Source organism: Campylobacter sp. CN_NE2 (assembly GCF_027797465.1).
Lineage (GTDB): Bacteria > Campylobacterota > Campylobacteria > Campylobacterales > Campylobacteraceae > Campylobacter_B.
The window spans coordinates 555,979-578,385 of sequence record NZ_CP115608.1 but is presented as its reverse complement, the minus strand read 5'-3'; the positions used below and the strand labels follow the sequence as shown (position 1 = coordinate 578,385).

25 protein-coding genes are annotated in these 22,407 nt (G+C 34.8%); 19 read left to right on the top strand and 6 right to left on the bottom strand.

Features of this window, described 5'->3' with window-relative positions; translation table 11 throughout:
* The first annotated feature begins 31 nt into the window (after positions 1-31).
* Positions 32-2,161 carry an FtsK/SpoIIIE family DNA translocase gene (locus tag PF028_RS02810; protein WP_270861224.1) on the top strand — a complete coding sequence of 710 codons (2,130 nt, stop codon included), beginning with the start codon at positions 32-34 and terminating at the stop codon, positions 2,159-2,161.
* 26 nt (positions 2,162-2,187) lie between these two features.
* Here the strand turns inward: PF028_RS02810 and PF028_RS02805 are convergent, their stop codons facing one another.
* Entirely contained in the window at positions 2,188-2,817 is a 630-nt protein-coding gene (locus PF028_RS02805) for a hypothetical protein (protein WP_270861223.1), read from the bottom strand.
* A 43-nt stretch (positions 2,818-2,860) separates the two neighbouring features.
* On the bottom strand, positions 2,861-4,723 hold the full coding sequence (rpoD, locus tag PF028_RS02800; RefSeq protein ID WP_373567001.1) for an RNA polymerase sigma factor RpoD: 1,863 nt from the start codon (positions 4,721-4,723) through the stop codon (positions 2,861-2,863).
* Between the two features lie 224 nt (positions 4,724-4,947).
* On the opposite strand from rpoD, the gene PF028_RS02795 reads away from it, so the two are divergent.
* From PF028_RS02795 to PF028_RS02730, 14 genes are read left to right on the top strand one after another with little or no spacing between them, the layout of a single operon-like run.
* Complete coding sequence (locus PF028_RS02795; RefSeq protein ID WP_270861222.1) at positions 4,948-5,541, top strand: LysE family translocator; 594 nt, start codon at positions 4,948-4,950, stop codon at positions 5,539-5,541.
* Positions 5,542-5,599: 58 nt separating this feature from the next.
* Entirely contained in the window at positions 5,600-6,076 is a 477-nt protein-coding gene (locus tag PF028_RS02790; RefSeq protein WP_270861221.1) for a 3-isopropylmalate dehydratase small subunit, read from the top strand.
* Between the two features lie 11 nt (positions 6,077-6,087).
* On the top strand, positions 6,088-7,158 hold the full coding sequence (gene leuB / locus PF028_RS02785; RefSeq protein WP_270861220.1) for a 3-isopropylmalate dehydrogenase: 1,071 nt from the start codon (positions 6,088-6,090) through the stop codon (positions 7,156-7,158).
* A complete protein-coding gene (locus PF028_RS02780; RefSeq protein ID WP_270861219.1) occupies positions 7,155-7,391 on the top strand; it encodes a hypothetical protein in 237 nt (78 codons plus the stop codon). The genes leuB and PF028_RS02780 overlap by 4 nt, the downstream gene beginning before the upstream one ends.
* Positions 7,388-8,329: a CiaD-like domain-containing protein gene (locus PF028_RS02775; protein ID WP_270861218.1), complete on the top strand. Its 942-nt coding sequence runs from the start codon at positions 7,388-7,390 to the stop codon at positions 8,327-8,329. Before PF028_RS02780 ends, PF028_RS02775 begins: the two co-directional genes overlap by 4 nt.
* The gene (locus PF028_RS02770) at positions 8,289-9,416 is read left to right on the top strand and encodes a CCA tRNA nucleotidyltransferase (protein WP_270861217.1); all 1,128 of its coding nucleotides are present in this window, start codon (positions 8,289-8,291) and stop codon (positions 9,414-9,416) included. The genes PF028_RS02775 and PF028_RS02770 overlap by 41 nt, the downstream gene beginning before the upstream one ends.
* A complete protein-coding gene (locus PF028_RS02765; RefSeq protein WP_270877206.1) occupies positions 9,400-10,017 on the top strand; it encodes a hypothetical protein in 618 nt (205 codons plus the stop codon). Before PF028_RS02770 ends, PF028_RS02765 begins: the two co-directional genes overlap by 17 nt.
* A 59-nt stretch (positions 10,018-10,076) precedes the next feature.
* Entirely contained in the window at positions 10,077-10,916 is an 840-nt protein-coding gene (gene purU, locus PF028_RS02760; protein WP_270861215.1) for a formyltetrahydrofolate deformylase, read from the top strand.
* A complete protein-coding gene (locus PF028_RS02755; protein WP_270861214.1) occupies positions 10,917-11,390 on the top strand; it encodes a tRNA (cytidine(34)-2'-O)-methyltransferase in 474 nt (157 codons plus the stop codon).
* Entirely contained in the window at positions 11,387-12,784 is a 1,398-nt protein-coding gene (locus tag PF028_RS02750; protein ID WP_270861213.1) for an endonuclease/exonuclease/phosphatase family protein, read from the top strand. The genes PF028_RS02755 and PF028_RS02750 overlap by 4 nt, the downstream gene beginning before the upstream one ends.
* The gene (locus PF028_RS02745) at positions 12,781-12,915 is read left to right on the top strand and encodes a hypothetical protein (protein ID WP_270861212.1); all 135 of its coding nucleotides are present in this window, start codon (positions 12,781-12,783) and stop codon (positions 12,913-12,915) included. Before PF028_RS02750 ends, PF028_RS02745 begins: the two co-directional genes overlap by 4 nt.
* Positions 12,899-14,917, top strand: a complete 2,019-nt coding sequence (glyS, locus tag PF028_RS02740) for a glycine--tRNA ligase subunit beta (protein WP_270861211.1) — start codon at positions 12,899-12,901, stop codon at positions 14,915-14,917. Before PF028_RS02745 ends, glyS begins: the two co-directional genes overlap by 17 nt.
* 21 nt (positions 14,918-14,938) lie before the next feature.
* Positions 14,939-15,331 carry a DUF4878 domain-containing protein gene (locus PF028_RS02735; RefSeq protein WP_270861210.1) on the top strand — a complete coding sequence of 131 codons (393 nt, stop codon included), beginning with the start codon at positions 14,939-14,941 and terminating at the stop codon, positions 15,329-15,331.
* Between the two features lie 4 nt (positions 15,332-15,335).
* On the top strand, positions 15,336-15,983 hold the full coding sequence (locus tag PF028_RS02730; RefSeq protein ID WP_270861209.1) for a YiiX/YebB-like N1pC/P60 family cysteine hydrolase: 648 nt from the start codon (positions 15,336-15,338) through the stop codon (positions 15,981-15,983).
* Between the two features lie 61 nt (positions 15,984-16,044).
* Here the strand turns inward: PF028_RS02730 and PF028_RS02725 are convergent, their stop codons facing one another.
* Entirely contained in the window at positions 16,045-16,830 is a 786-nt protein-coding gene (locus PF028_RS02725; protein WP_270861208.1) for a lipid-binding SYLF domain-containing protein, read from the bottom strand.
* Between the two features lie 108 nt (positions 16,831-16,938).
* Here PF028_RS02725 and PF028_RS02720 point away from each other — a divergent pair, with 108 nt between their 5' ends.
* Positions 16,939-17,754: a M23 family metallopeptidase gene (locus PF028_RS02720; protein ID WP_270861207.1), complete on the top strand. Its 816-nt coding sequence runs from the start codon at positions 16,939-16,941 to the stop codon at positions 17,752-17,754.
* Between the two features lie 63 nt (positions 17,755-17,817).
* On the opposite strand, the gene PF028_RS02715 is transcribed toward PF028_RS02720, so the two are convergent.
* Complete coding sequence (locus tag PF028_RS02715) at positions 17,818-18,177, bottom strand: diacylglycerol kinase (protein WP_270861206.1); 360 nt, start codon at positions 18,175-18,177, stop codon at positions 17,818-17,820.
* A 112-nt stretch (positions 18,178-18,289) separates the two neighbouring features.
* Here PF028_RS02715 and PF028_RS02710 point away from each other — a divergent pair, with 112 nt between their 5' ends.
* The 3 genes from PF028_RS02710 to PF028_RS02700 are packed head-to-tail and all read left to right on the top strand — an operon-like array spanning position 18,290 to position 20,630.
* Positions 18,290-18,805 carry a DUF1104 domain-containing protein gene (locus PF028_RS02710; RefSeq protein WP_270861205.1) on the top strand — a complete coding sequence of 172 codons (516 nt, stop codon included), beginning with the start codon at positions 18,290-18,292 and terminating at the stop codon, positions 18,803-18,805.
* A gap of 27 nt (positions 18,806-18,832) precedes the next feature.
* Positions 18,833-19,495 (top strand): response regulator transcription factor, encoded by a 663-nt coding sequence (locus PF028_RS02705; protein WP_270861204.1) that lies wholly within the window; start codon positions 18,833-18,835, stop codon positions 19,493-19,495.
* On the top strand, positions 19,485-20,630 hold the full coding sequence (locus tag PF028_RS02700) for a sensor histidine kinase (protein ID WP_270861203.1): 1,146 nt from the start codon (positions 19,485-19,487) through the stop codon (positions 20,628-20,630). The genes PF028_RS02705 and PF028_RS02700 overlap by 11 nt, the downstream gene beginning before the upstream one ends.
* Positions 20,631-20,686: 56 nt before the next feature.
* On the opposite strand, the gene PF028_RS02695 is transcribed toward PF028_RS02700, so the two are convergent.
* Both PF028_RS02695 and PF028_RS02690 read right to left on the bottom strand, forming a co-directional pair.
* Entirely contained in the window at positions 20,687-21,175 is a 489-nt protein-coding gene (locus tag PF028_RS02695; RefSeq protein ID WP_270861202.1) for a DUF805 domain-containing protein, read from the bottom strand.
* A 21-nt stretch (positions 21,176-21,196) separates the two neighbouring features.
* On the bottom strand, positions 21,197-22,324 hold the full coding sequence (locus PF028_RS02690; RefSeq protein WP_270861201.1) for a TM2 domain-containing protein: 1,128 nt from the start codon (positions 22,322-22,324) through the stop codon (positions 21,197-21,199).
* Positions 22,325-22,407: the final 83 nt, after the last annotated feature.

The following is a 22,407-nucleotide window of genomic DNA, read 5'->3' as shown; positions in this document are numbered from 1 at the left end:
AAGAGAATTTTATTTTATTATTTGCTCGGCTTTGCTTGTTTTTTTTGGACTTGCTACGATTGCTCCGGATTCTGCGTTAGTCGGTAGTATTGGAAATATCATACGCGCGTATAATACTGCACTTTTTGGTTATTTTGCAAATTTATATCCGTTTTTGCTTTTAATTCCGATTTTTATCGGTTATAAATATTTTAAAAAATTTGATCTACGCCTTGTCGAATTTATCGCAGGGATTATTTTGTTATTTTTTACTATTCTTTGCATACAAGGTGCTATTTTTGGTGAAAATGGTGGCGGTGCTATCGGCGCAGCTCTTATCGGCGAACTTCGCGCTATGATAGGTAGCGTTGGTGTTTGGATTTTTAATATTACTATTTTTATTCTTTCGCTTGTTTTGATTTTTGAAGATAAATTTACAAATATCGTCAAAAATTGGTTTATTATCCAACGCAAACCAAAAGAAGAAATTTATGAGCAACCGACCTTTTCGCAGCCACAAAAACCGCAAGAAACATCGACTAAAAAAACTCGTCTTGCTTCAAAAATGGCAAAAGAAAAGATAAATAAAGCACAAGAACGCATAAAAAAAGAGCAGGGCAAAAGTCTATTTGACGATGTCCAGAGCGACGATAGCGAAACACAAAGCAAAAGTAGCTCTTTAAAATCTAGCAAATTTGCAAATGTCGAGCATTTAAGAGAAGTAGCTGAAAATAAAATGCTACTTGACCAGCTCGAAAAAGGAAAAATCACAAAGCCTGATGATTTTATTTTGCCGCCTTTGGATTTTTTAAATTCTGCACCGAAAAAACGCACTAGCATAGACGAAAGCGAAATCGATAAAAAAATTTACGATTTGCTCGATAAACTTCGCAAATTTAAAATCGACGGCGATGTCGTGCGAACATACTCAGGTCCTGTGGTTACGACTTTTGAGTTTCGTCCTGCGCCAAATGTCAAAGTCGATCGCATTTCAAATTTGCAAAATGATCTAAAAATGGCTTTAAGAGCCGAAACGATAAGAATCCAATCCCCAATTCCGGGTAAAGATGTCGTTGGAATCGAAATTCCAAATAAAGACATAGAAACGATTTATTTACGCGAAATTTTTGAAAGCGAAATTTTCAAAACTGCTTCAAGCCCCTTAACTGTGGCACTTGGCAAGGATATTGTCGGTCAGCCATTTGTAGCAGATCTTAAAAAACTTCCGCATCTGCTCATCGCAGGAACCACAGGAAGCGGTAAAAGTGTCGGCGTAAATGCGCTTATTTTAAGCCTTTTGTATAGAAATTCGCCAAAAACCCTGCGTTTAATAATGGTAGATCCAAAAATGGTTGAATTTAGCGTTTATGAAGATATTCCGCATTTGCTAACGCCGATTATAACAGAGCCAAAAAAGGCGATTACTGCCCTTGGAAATGTGGTTGCTGAAATGGAACGCAGGTATCGCTTGATGGCAGATAATAAGGTTAAAAATATCGAAAGCTATAACGAAAAAATCGCAAAAGAGCACGGAGAAATTCTGCCTTATATCGTGGTTGTCATCGACGAATTTGCCGATCTTATTATGACGGGCGGAAAAGATGTTGAATTTAACATTGCACTTTTAGCGCAAAAGGCTAGGGCGTGCGGAATTCACCTAATAATCGCTACCCAACGCCCAAGCAAGGAAATTGTAACAGGCTTAATCAAATCAAATATGCCAAGTCGCATTAGCTTTAAAGTTCGCTCATCTATGGATAGCCGTATAATTCTCGATCAAATGGGCGCTGAGAGTTTGCTAGGGCGAGGCGATATGCTCTTTACGCCACCGACCGGAAGTGTTACTATTCGCCTGCATGCGCCGTTTGCGACAGAAGATGAGATAAATATGGTCGCCGAATATTTGCGTTCGCAACAAAGCGTGGTTTATGATGATAAATTTATCACCGAAAGCGAAGATGGCGGCGAAAACGGCGAATTTGGGCTTGATAGTAGCGAGATCGATCCTTTGCTTGATGAAGCAAAAGAGATTATATCAAATGACGGCAAAACTTCTATAAGCTACCTGCAACGCCGTCTTAAAATCGGCTACAATCGCGCTGCAACTATAATAGAACAGCTAGAAATGACAGGCTTTTTAAGCAAACCTGACGCCAAAGGTCAAAGGGAAATTTTAAGGTAAACACTTATTATGCCTATTTATATGTATTATTTAATTTTAAAGTAAAATTCTTGTTTTTTATCATAAACAAATATTTTTTTATCCATTTTATTTGCTTCAAAATAATCAAGTAGCTCGGTAACTTCCGAAAGCATATCTTTACTAATTTCCATATATGATATTTCTTCATTGTGATTTAAATGTTTTTGTTGCACTTCATAAGAATACATTGCAGGCATATTAAAAAACATTATATGAGCCTTTTTTTTAGTAATTAAATGATATTCATCATTGATTTTAATAACTTTTTGCAAATCCGAATATAACTTTTTAGTTTCATCGTCAAATTTGCAAGTAACATAAAAATCTACAAAGTCCAAATGCGAAAGTGTATAGCTAACATACTTTTTACAAGTTTTATAAAATTTATCTCTTTGTTTCTCTAAAATCTTATCATACTCCTTTGTTAGCTTTTCTATCTCATCATCGCTTTTATCTAATGCTTTAAGTTTAGCGTTATAATGGCTTTTTAAATAATACAACTCATAATTTATCAAATCATCTTTCATTGCTTTTATAATAAAAGGTTCTCTAAAAAATAACAAAACTATCGGTAAAAAATATATCATCGCCAATATAGTGATAAATTTAAAAAATTTTTTAACAAATTTACGCAAATTTTTTTCCTAATATTTAAATGACAAAATTCTGACCCTTAATTCACCCTTCGATATAGTTTTTAAGTTTTCGTCCGACTTTTGGGTGTTTTAGTTTTTTGATTGCTGAGCTTTCGATTTGGCGAACGCGTTCTCTTGTTACATTTAGCTCTTTGCCGATTTCTTCAAGTGTTCGGTCGCTTTCATCGTCCAAAAGCCCAAATCTCATACGAATAACCGCTTTTTCGCGTTCATTTAGCTGATCTAGCACTTCATCGATTTGCTCTTTTAGGTCTGCTTTTAAAATTTGATCTATCGGCGAAACCGAGCTTTTATCTTCGACAAAATCGCCAAATTTGCCGTCGTCTTCGTTTCCGATAGGCGCTTCAAGGCTGATTGGCTCTTTTGTGATTTTTATCACCTGTTTTACTTTATCTATGCTAAGCCCCACTTCATTTGCGATAAGAGCGATGTCAGGCTCTTTGCCTTCTTCTTGCATATATTTTCGCGTGATTTTGTTTATTCGGTTTATCGTTTCTATCATGTGGATTGGAATTCGAATCGTTCTTGCTTGATCGGCTATCGCCCTAGAAATGGCTTGACGAATCCACCATGTCGCATAGGTAGAAAATTTATAACCCCGTTTGTATTCAAATTTATCCACAGCTTTCATAAGCCCGATATTTCCTTCTTGGATCAAATCCAAAAACGGCAAACCACGATTTGTGTAGCGTTTTGCGATACTGACGACTAAACGCAAATTTGACTTTGCCATACGGGCTTTTGCGTCATCGGAGATTTTTTTGCCCCGTTTGATTTGCTCTAAAATAACTTTTAGCTTTTCAGGCTCTAAGTCAAAGCCTTGCTTGCTAGCTTCTTTTGTAAGGAAAAGTTTTTTAATATCCACATAGGTTGATACCATTGTAGCTTCCGGAACACGCGCGATAATGTCTTCTTTGCTTAGTTTTGTAATATCTTTTAAAATGCTTTGGTGATTTTTTTTCAGCTCTGCGCTAAACATAGGAAGTTTGTATTCCAAGCGTTTTAGCTCTTTTTCAAATTCGCTATCGCTTTTTAGCGCTGTTTCCATTGATTTTACGATTTCTGTTATGAGTTTGCTAGTAGGACCCAAATCCATTAGTTTTTCTTTTAAAACTTTCTTTTTGAAAGCTAAATTTAGTTTTGCTGAGATACTATCGCTTTCTTGAATTTCGATTGCATTTTTATCGGCAAATTTTTTCCAGTCTTTTTTTGCTTTTTCGAGTGCCTTAAAGCTTTCTATAACCTTTTCGGCTCGTTTATCGTTTTTGCGATTTAGTTTTTTCTTTTCTTCTTGATTTTCTTCTTCGTCTTCGGCGTATTCGTCTATATCGATGTCTTCTTCTTCGTCTTCTTCGCCTTCATCAAAGCTCTTAAAAAGCTCTTTTACGCGGCGTTCTCTGTTTATCAAAGGCTCTTTGTATTCTAAAATAAAATCTATCAAAAATGGCACAGAGCAAAAAGCATCGATGATAATATCTTCGCCAAGCTCGATTTTTTTGCTGATTTCGACCTCTTCTTCTTTTACGAGAAGCGGAATTTGACCCATTTCGCGTAGATACATACGCACCGGGCTATCAGAACGGCTCCACTCCATAAGCTCACTATCATTTGTTAGGTCAAATTCGCCGTCTAATTCGTCATCAAGTAGCTTTCTTTGGGCGTCTTGGCTGTTTTTAGCGTCTTCAAGGTTTTTGATTTTTGCTACTTCTGCCGATGAGATTAACTCAACATCGAATTCTTTGGCTAAAATTTCGATTTTTTTAACATTTGTCGCAGTCGGTGCTTTGTCAAAAAATTTGATAAGTCGTTCGTAGGTAATGTAACTTTTTTGGTTTTCGCTGAAAAATTGTTCCACTTTTGAAAAAAAATCTTTGGAAGTTGCCATGTAAGATTGCTCCTTTTTTGCAGTAAAAAAAGGCTATTATACCGAAATATTTTTAAATTTTATTAAATTAATTAAAATTTAGGAATTTAATTAAAATTTCAAAATTTCAAAATTTATTAAATTTGGTAATAAATTTAGCAAATTTAAATTTTTAAAAGGTTATAAAAAATTAAGTTCAAAAGTGTTAGAATTCGCCGAATTTTTACCGGAATTTGGCGGAATTTATGGATTATTTTTTATTTATTGCAACTTATGCTCTTATTTCTATTTTGCCCGGAATCAACATGATGTTTGCGATGAGTATCGGACTTAGTTTTGGCTTGAAAAAAGCGTTGATTGCGATATTTGGTCTGCTTATATCACTTGGAATTTTATCTTTTATCTGTGGCGTTGGTATCGGTGTATTGATAGTAAAAATTCCGATTTTTATGTTTTTGATTAAAATTCTAGGCGGGGCGTATCTTTTGTATATGAGTTATAAAATTTATAAAAGTTCTGCAAATTTAACGCTTCAAACTATACCAAATTTAAGCAAAAAAGAGCTTTTTACGCAAGGATTTATCTGTAATATGGCAAATCCAAAAGCGTGGATTTTCATCGGCGCTTTGCTTCCGAAATTTTTAGATAGCCAAAATATCTTAAGCGCAAGGCTTTTTATTTTAATCGCAATTATGCTTATAATCGAGTTTTGCTCGTTGATGATTTATGCTACGGGCGGGGCAGCATTTCGCAAATTTATGAGCGATAAAATTTCTATTATAAGCAAATTTTCTGCGATTTTAATCGCACTTGTAGCGATTTTGTTAATTTTTGAGTAGAATTTAATATTTTTTTAGTTAGAATAGTTGCCGAATTTTAAATTTATAAGGTTAAAAAATGTCAAAAGTTTGGAAATTTAAAGACAATATCGACACCGATATTATCATTGCGGCTCGTTATTTAAACACTTCTGATCCTGCGATTTTAGCAAGTCATGTTATGGAAGATGCAGATAAAGATTTTTCTAAAAAAATTTCACCGGGCGACATTATCGTCGCAGGGGAAAATTTTGGCTGTGGAAGTAGTAGAGAACACGCTCCTATCGCTTTAAAAGCAGCAGGAATTTCGTGCGTCATAGCAAAGTCTTTTGCTAGAATTTTCTACCGAAATAGCTTTAATATGGGATTACTTATTTTAGAATGCGACAAAACAGATGAAATCGGCGAAGGCGATGAGCTAGAAATCGACCTTGATAATGGCATTATCAAAAATTTAACGACAAAAAAAGAGTATAAATTCTCTCCAATGCCGCCGTTTATGCAAGAACTTTTGCAAACGGGCGGTTTGATAAATTATGCAAAATCAAAAATGTAAAAGGAAAATTTGTGAAAACTTATAATATTTGTGTTATCAAAGGCGACGGAATCGGCCCTGAAATCATCGAAGAGGCAATTAAGGTTTTAGATACCGTAAGCCATAAATTCGGCTTTGAGTTAAATTATGATTACAAGCTAATGGGCGGAGCAGCGTATGATGTTTTTGGTGAGCCACTCCCTGATGAAACGCTAAATGCAGCAAAATCAAGCGACGCCGTGCTTTTTGGGGCGATCGGTGGCGAAAAATGGGACAATTTACCACGCCATTTGCGACCTGAAAGCGGTCTTTTAAAAATTCGAAAAGAGCTCGGCGCGTTTGCGAATTTACGCCCTGCGATTATTTTTGATGAGCTTGTAAATGCTTCATCATTAAAGCCTGAAACAGTTAGCGGTGTTGATATTATGGTTGTTAGAGAGCTAACGGGCGGAATTTATTTTGGACAACCACGCGAAAAACGCGAAAACGACGCATTTAACACGATGGTTTATAGCCGTGATGAAATCGTGCGTGTTTCAAAAGTCGCTTTTGAAAGTGCGATGAAACGAAATAAAAAAATCACAATGGTCGATAAGGCAAATGTGCTAGAAACTAGCCAACTTTGGCGTGAAGTAGTAAGCGAAATGGCAAAGGATTATCCGCAAGTGGCATTAGAATTTATGTATGTGGATAACGCTGCAATGCAGCTTGTGCGCGATCCAAAACAATTTGATGTTATTTTAACAGAAAATCTTTTTGGCGATATTTTAAGCGATGAAGCAAGTATGGTTTGTGGCTCGATCGGACTTTTGCCAAGTGCTAGTATCGGTGGCAAGGTAGGAATTTACGAGCCTATTCACGGCTCAGCGCCTGACATAGCCGGGCAAGGAATAGCAAATCCGATTGCGACAATTTTAAGTGCTGCGATGATGTTAAGATACGCATTTAACGAAAACGAAGCAGCAGATGCGATAGAAAAAGCGGTAAAAGCAGTTTTAAAAGACGGATATAGAACGAAAGATATTGCGAGATTTGACGCAAAAGAGGTCTGCTCGACAACCGAAATCGGCTCAATCATCGCAGATTACGCAAATAAAATATGAACGAAATAATTTTAAAAGCACTTAGGTGCGAAGCAAACGGCAGATTTTACGAAGCTTTGGCGATTTACCGAAGTTTGATTCGTCGTGGAGACGAACAAGCAATGCAGTATTTTGATAAACTAAAATCAAAAATGCTTATGAAAAACAAGGTAAATTTAAAAATGCTAGATCTTTTTATGAGTAGCGATAAAAAGGATACTAGCGAGTTTAAAAGGTGGCTTTTACAACTATGAAACTAGAAGACATTGCAAAAACCGTAATCAAAGATTTAGAGAAGTTGGAGCAAGAAAAAAAAGGTTTAAATGAAAATTTGCAAGTTAAGAATTTTGAGCAAAATTCGGCGAATTTTAGTCAAAATTCGGCAAATTCTAACGATAAATTTTTAGATGACGATTTGGAAATTTATTCTGATATTGTGTTGCCAAATACCAAAAAAAGCGACCTAATAGCTTTTAATTTTCATTTTGAAAGTCTAAATTTTGGCTCTTCAAAAGATGAAGAAAAAAATCAAAACAAAAACGAAAGCTCAAATCTTGAAAATTCGAATTTAGCAGATGAAAAATATGATTTTGCCGATGAAAAATATGATTTTGCCGATGAAAAATATGATTTTGCCGATGAAAAATATGATTTTGACGATGAAAAAATAGATGAAACTTTACAAAATGTAACCCAAATTTCAAAAGATGAAAATTTGCAAAATGAGTTTGAAATTCCAAAAAACGAAAGTTTAAAAAGCGAATTTGAAATTTTTGAAAATGAAGATTTTAGCGAGATTTCTGACAATGATATTATAAATGATTTTGATGATGAAAAATTGGAAATCATAAGAGATGAGAATTTTGAAAATTTAGAAGATATGGATTTTAGTCAAAATCTGCAAGATCAAATTTCGCAAACGGAGCAAATTTGCGATAGTGAAAATTTGCAAAATTTAAATGCCGAATTGTCTGCTTCTATATCGAAAATCAACGAGCTTTTGGCAAATTTGAGCGAAGTTAAAAACGACGAAGTTCAGTTTTTAAGCGCCTTAAAAGAGCGAATTTTAGTGCTTTTTGAAGGCTTAAATGCTTTTGAAGGCGATTTGGAAGCTAGGGTTGAATTAAGTATCAAATTTATGGAATTTTTACTTGCAAGTATCGACAACAGAGTTGAAAATTTATCAAAATAGCGATTTTAAGGCTATTTTCAAACTTTTAAAAAAACACACAAAAAGAGCGTATTTTGTCGGTGGTTTTGTGCGTGATTTTTTCTTAAAGCGTGAAACCAGCGACATTGACATTGAAGTTTATGATATAAATCCCCAAAAATTCGATGAGATTATGAGTGAGCTTGGCGCACAAGGCGTAGGAAAAAGCTATTTTGTCTATAAATTTAAAAATTTTGACATTTCCCTGCCACGCACCGAACGCAAGGTCGGAGTAGGGCATAAGGCGTTTGAAGTCGAAATCACAAATGACGAAAAAATCGGTGCTAGGCGTAGAGATTTTACCATAAATTCGATGATGATAAATATTTTTTCGCTCGAAGTGCTGGATTTTTACGGCGGCGTGGCTGATTTGCAAAACCAAATTTTGCGCATGGTCGATAGCAAAACCTTTGTGGAAGATAGTTTGCGCGTATATCGTGGCGTGCAGTTTGCGGCAAGATTTAATCTAAAAATCGAACAGCAGAGCTTTAAATTTATGCGTAGTATCGATACGAGCGATTTAAGTGTCGAGCGAATTCGGGGTGAGCTAATGAAGCTTTTTGGTGCTAAATTTGCTGGTTTGGGGCTAGTAATCTTGCATGATTTGGGGCTTTTTGAGAAAATTTTTGGCGTGAAAATTTCTGGGGAGCAATGCGAAAAAATCGCAAAATTTATCGACAACGGACGAAAATTTGTAAAAGATGAAGCGTTTTTTTTATATGCTGTTTTAAATTTGCTAGGCTTAGACAAAAAGCAAATTTTAGAAAATTTAAAGCTAAATTCGCATTTCAAACGCATTTTAACCGAGCCGTTTCATAAAAAAATCGACGATGAAAAACTAATGCAAATCGCCTTGCAAATGCCTATAAATTCGTGGCTTGGAGCATATAATAAAACTCGCATAAATCGCGCTAAAAAACTTGGAATTTATGAGAAAAAATTTGCTTCAAAAGTAGGAAGCGAAGCCGTTATAAACGACGGATTTAAAGGTAAAGAAATCGCAAATGAAATCAAACGCCGTCAAGAAATAGAGATAAATGAGTATTTGAAAAATGTCAAATTTTTCTAAATTTTTATTTTATAGTGCTTACTCCATATATTTTTTAGCTATTTTGGCTTTATCCGCGATTGCTTTTATTGCAGTAGCTATATTGCTATTTTTTACAATCTATATAACAAGCATACATGAAACCAACTTTGTTAATGTAAGGCATAATAATTTATATGAAATTCGGCAATTAGGTAATTATAATCCAAAAGAACTTCTTTTGTATCGCAGAAAAATGCCTTTTAAACATGATAATATCAAAATTTGCTATGTAAGTTATATAAAATTAGATAAAAAACATGATATAGTGTCATCTAAACTGGAACAAAATGGTTTCGTGCAAGTTGAGCGGTCGGATTGTGTTGCAGATGCCAATGATTTGGCAAACTTAAATTCGAGTTTTATTACTCCAAATTTTCACTATTTGGGAACCGATGCGTATAAAAAAATGTTTTTAGTCTATGGTTCCATGAAAAATTTAAATATTACTTCCATTAGCGATACAAAAATACAAATTTGGCAGAAAAAAGGTTATGAAATTATATTTTATCCACAAAAAGATATTATTAGGGTCAATCGATTTGGCTTTGATTGTTTTAATCCGTCTGGTCTATGCGACTAAAAGCGTAAATTTAGCCTTTTTTAGCTAAAATAAAAGCTTTGTAAATAAGGGCAAAAATAATGAAAAAATATATTTTAAAAATCGATTGCAATGACGAAAAAGGCTTGATTTATCGTATCGCTGATACTGTTTTTAAATTTAATCTAAATATCGCAAAAAACCACGAATTTGTCGATCACGGCGTGGGGCGATTTTTTTTTAGAGCTGAGATTGACGCTGATGAAAAGCTCGATGTAGCAGGATTTTGCGGACTTTTAAATGCAGTGCTTGGTGGAAAAGCAAACATTAATTTCAAAGAAGCAAAAAAGAAAAATATCATCGTCCTAGCGACCAAAGAAACGCACTGCTTGGGCGATTTGCTTATCAAAAATCAAAGCGGCGAAATAAACGCAAATATCCTAGCGGTCGTGGCAAACCACGATGATTTGCAAAGCTTAGTTGAAAAATTTGAAATTCCGTTTTTTTGCGTTAAAAGCGACGGCATTGAGCGAGAAAAGCACGAAAAAATGGTGCTTGAAGTGATGAGCAAATTTGATTTTGATTATGCAGTTTTGGCAAAATATATGCGAATTTTAAGCCCTGAGTTTGTCAGCCATTATGAAGAAAAAATCATAAACATACACCACTCGTTTTTGCCTGCTTTTATCGGTGCAAACCCTTACAAACAAGCCTACGAACGGGGCGTGAAGATTATCGGTGCGACGGCTCATTTTGTCAATAACAACCTTGATGAAGGACCAATCATCACCCAAGATGTCGTGCGTGTTAATCACGAGATGAGCTGGCAAGAAATGCGTCGAGCTGGGCGAAATGTGGAGAGAAATGTCTTAGCAAGCGCGTTAGATCTTGTTTTTGATGATAGAATTTTTGTTTATAATAACAAAACGGTGATTTTTTAGATGTTTAATATAGTCTTAGTTAGCCCACAAATTCCGCAAAATACAGGCACTATCGGGCGTTTGTGCGTAAATGCAAATTTGAAACTGCATATCATTAAGCCAACCATTTTTGATTTAAGCGATAAAGCTGTAAGAAGAGCAGGGCTAGATTACTGGAAAAAGCTAAATCCCACTATTTGGGAGAGTTTAGACGAATTTATGAGTGCGAATTCGCATAACCTGCACCGATTTTTTTTCGCCACGACCAAAAGCGAAAAGCCTTATTTTCAGGCTGAATTTCAAAAGGGAGATTTTTTGTTTTTTGGCGGTGAAAGCACGGGACTTCCAATGGAGCTAATGCAAAAAAACTGGCAAAATGCCATAACAATCCCAATGGGAAAAGACGGCAGAAGCCTAAATTTGGCTATAAGTGTAGGTATTGTGGCGTATGAAGCGATAAGACAAAATTTTAGCGAATTTGGAGCAAATTTATGAAAAAGATTATCGTTTTTTTGCTTTTTAGCGTTTTTGCGTTTTGTGGTGAGCTAAAAATTGCAACCTACAATGTCGAAAACCTTTTTGACGGCGAAAACAACGGCAACGAATACAGCGATTATAAAGTTTGCAAAATCAAAACAAAAGAGTGTTTTTCCGAGTGGGACGAAGCAAAATATAATAAAAAATTAAAGCAAACTGCCGAGATAATAAAAGAACTAAATGCCGATATAATCGCACTTCAAGAGATAGAAAACAAAGCAGTTTTAAAAGAGTTGGCAAATTTAAGTGGTTATGAATTTTATGAATTTTCAGCTTCTAAAAATTCGCCAGTTGGCGTTGGATTTTTATCAAAAATAAAACCTAAAAATAGCAAATTTTATAGAAGCAAAGAGATAAAAACAAGAGATATTCTAAGGCTTGATTTTGAGTTTGAGGGCGTGGAAATCGCCGTATTTACGACACATTTTTTAAGTGCGAAAAACTCATTTTTAGATCGACGAAAAAATACGATTTTCTTAGGCGATAGCGTAAGCGGTATCAAAAATGCCGTTATTTTGGGCGATTTTAATACAGATTATGGTAAAAGTTCGCTTTTAAGAGAGATTATCGATACGCAAAATTATACTGATTTGTGGGATTTTATCTGGTTTAAAAAAAGCTCACATATCACAGGCAGGGCGTTAGATCATATTTTGCTAAGTTCTGAGCTTTTTGGTTTTGCAAGACTTGGCTATAAAAAAGATAGTTTTAAGGTTTTTAGAAGTAGCAACAACTCTTCCGATCACGACCCGATTTATTTTGTTCTAACGAGCGATAAAGATAAGGTTGTCAAAAAAGAATTTAAACAAATCATAATTGATGAGCAAAAAACGCAACCAAAAAAGGAATTTTCGTTTTTCAAAAAATCGCCAAAAAGTGTAAATATCGATGAAATTTACGGACAAGCGAATTTGAAAAATGAAGTTAAAATTCAAAATGCTGTGGTTAGTTTCATCGACAAAAAAGGCTTTGCTATCGCAAAAGACGGACGGGGCGTTTTTGTTTTTGGCGATAATAAAGCCGTGCAGGTTGGCGATAAAGTCGATATTTTGGTAAAAAAAGCTAAAATTTATAATTCAAATTACGAAATAAATGAATTTGAAATTCTTAAAAATCACGGAAATGACGGCGATTTAGAAAAGCATTTATTTAAAGGCGATTTTGCGAATTTGCGAAGCGGCGATGTTGTTGGCAAACTAAAAGGCGATGTTGAAAATGGAGTTATAAAAACCAAATTTGGCGAATTTTTGATTTATGGAAAAAACGGAAAGGTAAAAAACGGCAAAAATTTGGAATTTGAAAACGCATTTTTTACGATTTACAAAGGCAAAAAGGAATTTATTGTTCAATGATACATAAAATTTTACTGATTTTATTTGTGATTTTTATGATTTTTTTGGTTGTGGGTTTTAACAAACAGATGATAGAAAAAAAAGAAAAACGAAAACAAAATAAAAAGGACGAAAATGGAACTATTGATTGAAATCGGAGTTGAAGAGCTCCCCGCGATTCCCTTTTTAAAGGAGTTGCCAAATATCAGGGGCAAATGGGAAAGCATTTTGGATAAAAATTTGCTTGGTAGTGAATTTGAATTTGAGTATTCGCCTCGCAGACTTGTGATTTTTCACAAGGATTTTATGGAATTTGCACCCGATAAAGAGATAGAAAATATCGGTGCGCCAAAGGCTGTGGCGTTAAAAGACGGCGAATTTACAAAAGCGGCACTTAGCTTTGCCGCAAAATGCGGAATAAGCCAAGACGAGCTTAAATTTAAAGAGATTAACGGCAAGGAAGTTTTGTATCATAAATCGATTCAAAAAGGCGCAAAAAGCCGTGAAATTTTACCTGTTATGATAAATGAATTTTTGCAAAGTTTAAATTTTGGCAAATCTATGCGCTGGGGGACGGGCGAGTTTGAATTTATTCGCCCTGTACGGAGTGTGGCTTGTCTGCTTGGAAGCGAATTCTTAGACTTTGAAATTTTTGGCGTAAAGTCGCAAAATGGCTTTTTTCCACACAGAAATTTTGGCTATGATTTGATTAAATTTAACTCTTCTAGCGAATATTTTTCGCTTTTGGCTAAAAACGGCGTGATTTTAAAAGATATTATGCGAAAAGCAAAAATTTTAGATGAATTTGAAAAAATAGAGCAAGAAACCGGCTTTAAAATAGAAATCGATGAAGATTTGCTTGATGAAGTTGTAGCTATTACTGAGTATCCGACTGCCTTGCTTGGGGAGTTTGAGAGCGAATTTTTAAGTGTTCCAAAAGAAGTAATTATCACTTCGATGAAGGAAAATCAACGATATTTTCCTGTGTTTAAAAACGGCGAGTTAAGTAACCACTTCGTCGTCGTCAGCAACGCAATCAGCGATGATAGCGAACTTATCGTAAAAGGAAATGAAAAAGTTTTAAGAGCGCGTTTAAGCGATGCGAAATTCTTTTGGGAGAGCGATTTAAATGCCGAATTTAACGCAGAAAAGTTAAAAAGCGTGGCTTATTTAAATGAGCTTGGTAGCGTTTATGATAAAGAGCTACGCGAAGTAGCTGTCGCAAAAGCCCTTGCCGGGCGTTTTGATAGCGAGCTTAGGGCTGAATTTGGCGGAGATTATAAAGAAGCGTTAGAGCGAGCCGTAATGCTTAGTAAAGCAGATCTTACAAGCACAATGGTTGGCGAATTTAGCGAACTTCAAGGCATTATGGGAAGTTATTACGCAAATGCTAAAAATGAACACGCTCTTGTGGCAAAAGCTATAAAAGAGCAGTATTTGCCTAGTGGCGAAAATAGCGAGTTGCCAAGCGGAATTTTTAGCTCGGTTGTGGCAATGGCGGTGAAATTTGAAACGCTTTTTGCGCTTTTTAGCATTGATAAAATTCCAAGCGGAAACAAAGATCCTTACGCGCTTCGCAGGGCAGCTTTGGGGATAATAAAAATAGCGTTAAATTCGGATTTAAACTTAGATATTAAAAGCCTAAGCGATGAAGTTTTGGCTGGTTATAAAAAATTTGATACGCAAAAACTGCTAAATTTTATCAAAGATCGCCTTTATACGCTTTATGATTTTAATCCGTCTGTGGTAAAAGCGTGTATAAATAGTGGCGAAAATGATATTAAAAAGCTTGATAGCGCGATTAACGCACTTGGCGAGATTAGCGTTAGTAGCGAATTTAAGGACAATTTCGCCACTTTTAAACGCCTTGCAAATATCATAAAAGATGAAAAAATCGGTTCGCTCGATGAAAGTTTGTTTGAAAATGACGCAGAAAGGGCATTAAATTCGGCGTTTAAAGAGATTAAATTTAACGGCGATTACAAAGCTTATCTAAATTCGCTTTTTGGCTTAAAAGGCGTGATTGACGAGTTTTTCGATAAAGTTATGATAAATGTAAATGACCCAAAAATCAAAGCAAATCGCATAGCAAATATCGGTCAAATTTACAATGCGTTTTTGAAAGTCGCTGATATTAAAGAGATTAGTTTTTAAATTTTTAATAAAGGAGCAGGTATGAAAAAGCTATTTTTAGCAATTGTTGCAATGCTGTTTTTAATCGGTTGTGGCGGCGGCGGTGCCGAAAATGTGGCAAAAAGCTTCATAGAAGCTGCTTATAAAGGCGATACCAAAACAGCTGTTAGCCTAGTATATCTTAGCAAAGAGGATATGGAAAACGAGAGTGCCAGACCTACATTAGAGGGCAAAGTGGGTATGTTGGTAGGTGATGCTATGCAAGTAGCCAAAAAACATAACGGTCTAAAATCGATTGAAATCGTAGATAAAAATCTCGGCGAGGATGTCGGCACGGTGAAAGTGCGGATAGTTTTTAAAGACGGCAAAACGATAGATGATATGATGAAAGTGCGCAAAAATCACAAAGGAGCGTGGAAGGTGGATATTTTCTAAATTTATGAAATTCAAAATTTCGCTTCTTATTTTTTTGGGATTTGTGCTGTTTTGTGTGGTGCAAATCCCACAAATTCGCCAAATTTTTCCAAATTTTACTCTTTTTAAAAATTCAAAATCTAAAACCCTAACTCGTGAAGATTTGCAAAATTTGCCAAATTTTGAAGTAGGGGATTTGATTTTTCGGCTTGGTGATGAGTTTGATAGTTTGCTAATCGCACGCATCAGCGACTTTCGTTACTCGCATATTGGTGTGGTGATAGATACTGCCCCGCTTACTATCTTGCACGCTACTGTGGGCGGCGGCGAGACAGACAAGGAAAATGGAGCCGTGATAAAAAGTAGCTTTGATGAGTTTTTGGCACACGCTAGAAAAATTGGCGTGGCTAGGATAAATTTTTTAACTCAAACGCAAAAAAACGAGCTTGTGCAAAATTTAAAAGCCAAGCTTGGCGAAAAATTTATTTTAGCAAAATCGACTGAGCCAAATTTATACTGCACCACGCTCATTGAGCGTGAAATTTTTAAAATTTATCCAAATTTTACCCCAAAATATACACAAATTAATGCACCTATTTTTAAAGGTTTGTATCTTACACCAAAGGCTTTTTGGGAATATGACGGAGTGGAAATTTTATACGAGAGTTGGTAAAAGAAATAAAAAAAGCCGAGATTTCTCTCGGCTAGATTTACAAAACGATAAAAAAAGAAAATTATTTTCTTACGCCTTTATTATATGGGCGATTTGAAACAATCGGCTTTCCGTTTTGATATTTTTTAGCAACGGTATTTATAGGTGCTACGGCTTTTGCGTCACCTACATTGTAAGCCTGAGCGTTTGAAATATATTTTCTAAGTGTATCTTTTAAATTTCTAGTATATTTTGTAGCTTTTGGAGAATCATTTAAAATATCTTCATAATCATAAATTCTACCATAATAATCATTTGTTAGTTGATCGTCGATTACGATTCTAGCGTGATCTAGTGAAGCACCAACAAAAACACCTGTTTGTTCGCCAGGACTTACCATCCATGCTGAAATGTCAGGTAAATCAGTCGCTGCACCACTTCTATAACCTTCACCGATAGTTGCACCAGCATTTACTTCTAGTGTTTCCATGCCGTTAAATATGTCTTGATAAGATTTTGTAGTTTGAAAAAGCATTACAACATCACTTGTTTCATATCCTGCTTGAATTCCTGCGCCAAAACCGCGATATTTGATGAAAATCGGAGCGCTCCACTCGCCGTCTTCGCCTTTTACGCTAAAAATTCCGTCGCCGTATTGGATAGAAGCACCGGCTGCAAGGCGTTTAACATCGGTTAAAATAGCAACGGCTTTTGCATTTTTAATATATTGTGCAGAAACCCCAAAATTTTTGTCATGTGCAAACGATTTTACAACATTTGTAGCTGCAATTACTTCTTGGTTTGCGCTTACATCTGCATGTAAGTAACCACAAAGAACTAAGATTGTAGAAAGTAAAAGTTTTTTCATTTTTAATCCTTTTAAAATAATGCTTTCGCTATTATAGCAGTAAATTTGCGTTTTTGCGCCAATTTTTGAATAAAAATTCAACAAAAAATAACGAATTTAGGAAATTTTATGAAAAATTTAGTGATTTTAGCCCTTTTTTTAGTAAATTTGTTTTCGCACGAGATTATAAACGGCGATGTTTTAATACTTAAATTTGACAAAAAAAGTGTCAAAAGTGCCTTTTTGGACAAAAAAAAGATAAATTTGACTATAAATCCGCAAAACGATAGCGAATTTATCGCAATTTTACCTGCAAATTATCGCCAAAAAGATGATTTAAATTTAAAAATCACTACGATTTGGGGCGAAGAAAATGAAGTTGTTCATTTAAAACAAGGCGAGTATAAAAAAGAAGTTTTAAGTGTCGAACCAGCCAAAGTAAATCCGCCAAAATCCGTTCAATCTCGCATAAAAAAAGAGTATGATGAAGCTGTGGCGATTTATGCAAAAACCACGCCAAAATATCTATTTAACGAGCCTTTTATCGTGCCTTTGGATAGCAAAATCACTTCGAATTTTGGCAACGGACGCATTTTTAACGGAAGCGTAAAAAGCTATCACTCAGGCACTGATTTTCGCGCTGCTATCGGCACCAAAATCATCGCTGCTAACGACGGCATTGTAAAAATCGCAAAAGATAGGTATTATGCGGGCGGTTCTGTTATCATCGATCATGGCGGTGGAATTTACTCGCAGTATTATCATTTAGATAAAATTTTGGTTAAAGTTGGCAATAGCGTAAAAAGGGGCGATTTAATAGGACTTAGTGGCGCAACAGGGCGTGTGAGCGGTCCGCATTTGCATTTTGGTATCGCCATAAACGGAACTAGTGTCAATCCGATAAATTTCGTGGAAAAAATCAATAGAGCGATTTTTGAGGAGTAAATTTGCTAAATTTTAAATCAAATTTGTAAAATTTTAATAAATTTGGCAAATTCAACGCTAAATTTAGCTAAAAATCAAATTTGCTAAAACCAAAACCCAGCAAATAACTGCAATTGTAATGCTTAAAAAAACCCCTGCTGAACCGGCGTCTTTGGCTTTTCCTGCTAGTTCGTTCCACTCGGGGCTTACTAAATCTACAATCCGCTCGATAGCAGAGTTTAAAATTTCAGTTATCAAAACGCCAAAAAGTGCCATTTCAAGCACCAAATGAAGCGTTAAATTTATCGGCAAAAATAGATTTACAATGCTAAAAATCACGACAAAAACAAGCTCTATGCGAAAGCTCATTTCTGTTTTTAAAACATCGCCCAAGCCCTTCATAGCATAGCCCCAGTTTTTAAAAAATTTATATTTTATCTTCATAAAGTTTGCCTTTTTTAGATCGAATTATAGCAAAATTTCGATTTTAAACACTTAACCGAGCTTTAACAAAAATGATTTATAATTCGACTAATTTTTTACGAAAGGATAAAAAATGAAAACAAAATTTTTAGTTTTAGCTGCCGTTTTGGCTACTTCGTTAGTTGCGGCTGATTTTAGCGGTAAAACAAACGCAGAAGTTATCGCTTCAACAGATAGCAAAAGTCCTGCTTCACTAGCAAATTCAGCTTTTGAGTTAGATAAAAGAATCGGCGCTCAAAAAAAGGAAATAATGGAAACTTGTTTTAAATTTCATAATTTAATGAAAAATGAGCTAAACGGCAAAAGCCCGGAAGAAAAGAAAAAATTTATGAACGAGTTTCGCAAAGCTTATAATGCACAACTTGATTCGCTTTCAAGTGCCGAAAAAGCAGAATTTAATACACAGGCTTGTAAGTTTGGTTCAAAAAATGATAAAATAAAACATTTTAAAAAGGACGGTAAAGGCGGTTTTGGACATGTGCCAAAATTTGGAAAAGATTTTAACGGCACGAAGCCGGTAAGACCAAAATTTGGTAAAGGTGATGCTGAAATTCCGCCACAACCAAAACCAAAACTTGAACCAAAATAAGGCTAAAAATTTAAAAAGGAGACCGGGATGAATAAAATTCTTGTCTTGGAAGATGAAAATATGTTAAATGATATGATATGTGATTATCTATCATCAAAGGGTTTTGTTGTAACAGGGTGTAAAAGTTACGATGAAGCCCTTGACTTGGCTTACGAAGGAAATTTTGATCTGTGGATTTTTGATGTTAAGATTATCGGTGGAAACGGCTTTGAGCTTTTGCGTGAGCTAAGAGATGCCGAAAAACTCACACCTTGCATTTTTGTAACTTCCTTAAATAGCTTGGACGATTTAAACAAGGGCTTTTTAAGTGGTTGTGATGATTTTTTGAAAAAGCCGTTTGAGTTAGCCGAGCTTTTACTTCGTGTAAATAATCTTTTAAAGCGAAATTTTGCTCACAAAATTAACAAAAAAGATGATTTGGGCGACGGATATGTTTTTGATATTTACGACAAAATTCTCTACAAAGACGGAAAAATGATAAAACTATCCAAAAAAGAGCTTGATTTGCTTGCACTTTTGCTTCAAAAACGGGGACAATTTGTCAGCAGAGACGAAATTTTCAATGCCATTTGGAGTTACGATGAAATTCCAAGCGAGTTAAGTTTGCGCGTTTATATACGCAATCTTAGGCTCTATCTAAAAGATAAAATCGTATCTAAATCAAAGGTCGGTTACTCTTATGCAGATTAGAAAAAATCATGCTTTGCCGATATTTTTGTTATATATTTTGACAAGTTTGGTCTTTTTGGTTGCTTGTTCGTGGTTTTATTACTCATCGGCAAAACAAAATATCCAAAGAGAATCGGCAAAAGAGATTTTAAGTGCGCTTAGAGAAGTCGATATAGGGCTTAAAACCGGTGGAATAGAAAATATAAATTATGACGAAATTGACGATGACTTGCGTATTGATATAACGCCTAGTTCAAAAGAAAGCCCAAAACTAGGGCGTTTAAGTAAGGACGAATTTAAAAAGATAAAAAAATCTGAAAAAACCGATAAATTTAAAGTGGAAGACGGAAAAATGACCTTTAAGACATTTATTCCGCTTAGGCACGGCAGTAGTTATGAAGTATATATCGAAGATAGCGAATACGGCGAAGAAATTCGCGAAGTAATCGTTCAAATTGCCATTTTTGCGGTGGTTTGCGTGGTAGCATTTTTGCTTATTTCATATTTTATTATTCGTCTTTCATTTCGTCCGCTTTATCATCAAATAAATTCGCTAAAATCGTTTATCACGGACGCTACGCATGAAATAAATACGCCGTTAAGTGTCATTTTAATGAGCGTAGAAATGTTTGAAGCCAATCCAAAAAAATATCTTGCAAACATAAAAACTGCAAGTAAAACGCTTTCAAATTTGTATGATGATTTGGTAAATTTAAATCTTAAAAACGAGCCAAATGAGTTAAAATCGGTTGATATTAAGGTTTTGATAGAAGAGCGAATTTCGTATTTTAATATTATGCTAAATGATAAGAATTTGCAAATTAAAGCAAATTTAGAAGAGCTAAATTTACAAACCGATGAGAATAAATTTAAGAAAATTTTTGATAATATTTTATCAAATGCCATAAAATACTGCGATGAAAACAGCGAAATTTGCGTAAATTTGACAAAGAAATATTTTGAAATTCAAAACACAGGCGAAACCATTTCACAAGAAAATCAAGCTAAAATTTATGAAAAATTTGCCCGTTTTAATAAAGAAAAGGGCGGTTTTGGCATAGGACTAAGTTTGGTTAAAAAATACTGCGACGAGTTAAAATTTAAAGCAATCTGTCAAAGCGAAAATAAAATTACTAAATTTAGAATTGAATTTTAAATTTAATGTGTTTGTCGCAAGAATTTGCTAGTTTGCAAATTCTTGCGAGATGAAATTTAAAATATACTTGAATTTGAGTTTGGATTTAACGGGTCTGGTCCGTAATCATTTCTGCCGTTGTCGCCTTTTAGAATTTCCATAACCAAAATATAAATCGAAAATCCTATACTTGCAACAGCTAATATTAGCGCTAAAATAGGAATTCCGGCAAGTATCGAAGCAACAATCAAAAGAATAAACGGCACAAATATATACCAGCCGGGTAAATTTCTATCATGCAATCTTCTAAAAGTCACGGCAAAGCATGGCAGAAGTAGTGCTAAACTTACGATAGTGGTGATGATGCCAAGTATTTGTGGATTTCCGTATTTATCCACACCAAGTAAAATCTCCGTGCCAAAAACAGCGTCCAAAATGCTAGTTACAATACCAACTAAAACCATAAAAAGCACAAACCACCAATACTCGCTTCTACTAGCTCTGCCGCTAAATGTTAGAAATTTCTCTTTAAGGCAAACCCTAACTGCCTGAGTAAAACTCATCATTTTTTCTCCTTGTGTAAAAAATTATCTATTAAGTTCTGAAAAGTGAAAACTTAAATTTTTTAAATAATAACTATTGTTTGAAGCGTTAAATTCATCGCTTTCTTTTGTCGCTGCGATGATAAAGAGCGAATTTGCGATACTAGCAACGCCAGATAAAATAAGAGCTAAATTCGCGTTAAAAATGCACAGCGCAAAATGGGCAATCGTAAAAAACGCACATACAAAAAACGCCTGAGTGAAAATTTTGCGCCCCGAGCAATCATATAGCTCTTTATAAATAAACATTTCATAAATCACTATTAAAATGGTAAAAATCGCTCCAAAAGCTAGATATATCGCACTTTTATTGCCAAATAAAATCATCATCAAAGGGACTATGTTTATTAGTTCGATTATATTTAAAATGATAACATTTCGCATAAGTGTGCGAGAGCAAATTATATCGCTTACAAACCAAATTCCAACAGCACAACACACATAGCCGATGATTTGCGTAAATTTAAGAGTTTGAATTTCTATGCTAAAAAGCCTCAAAACAGCCATTAAAATCAAAATTCCACAACCGATATAAAGCAAAGTTTTAGCTGAACTTAGTTTGCTTTGCGTTTCGTTTTGGCTGAATTCATAGTGCAAATTTTGCAAATTCTCACTCGTCTTAACCACGCCTTTTTGGGCATTTGATTCATTTACCATATTTTCCAAACGAAAAAAATCGCTAATAATCCAAAGCAAGTAGATTAAATTTGGCAAGGCAAAGACGGTGGTTGATTTGATAATCTTACTTACGAATTTTTTATCTTCGGGGTTATTTAAATCAAAATTTAAATTAGGAATTGTGCTATTTAAAAATTCGATTGTATCGGGACTTGAAAATAAAAAAGCCACAAAAATAAAACCACTCCAAATCAAAAAACCAAATGCGCCTAACATTTGAAAAACTGCACTCACGGGACGACTCAAATAAAATCTATGTGCGCTAAAAAATCCCAAAAGCAAGTAAAACATATAAGCCGTATTTAGGCTATATTGTGCCGGATTTTGAATTCGTTGGCTTTGAATTTGCGAGTTTTGATTATTTTTGTCAAGGGGCAAAGAATTTTCTTTATTGTTATCAAAGGACAAAGAGTTGTCCTCGTTTTGCTCGTGCATTTGACTTCCTTTTTGTATTAAAGGCGAAATTCTAGCGAATTTAGAGTTTGAAATATCTTAAAATTTTTATTTACTTCAATGCA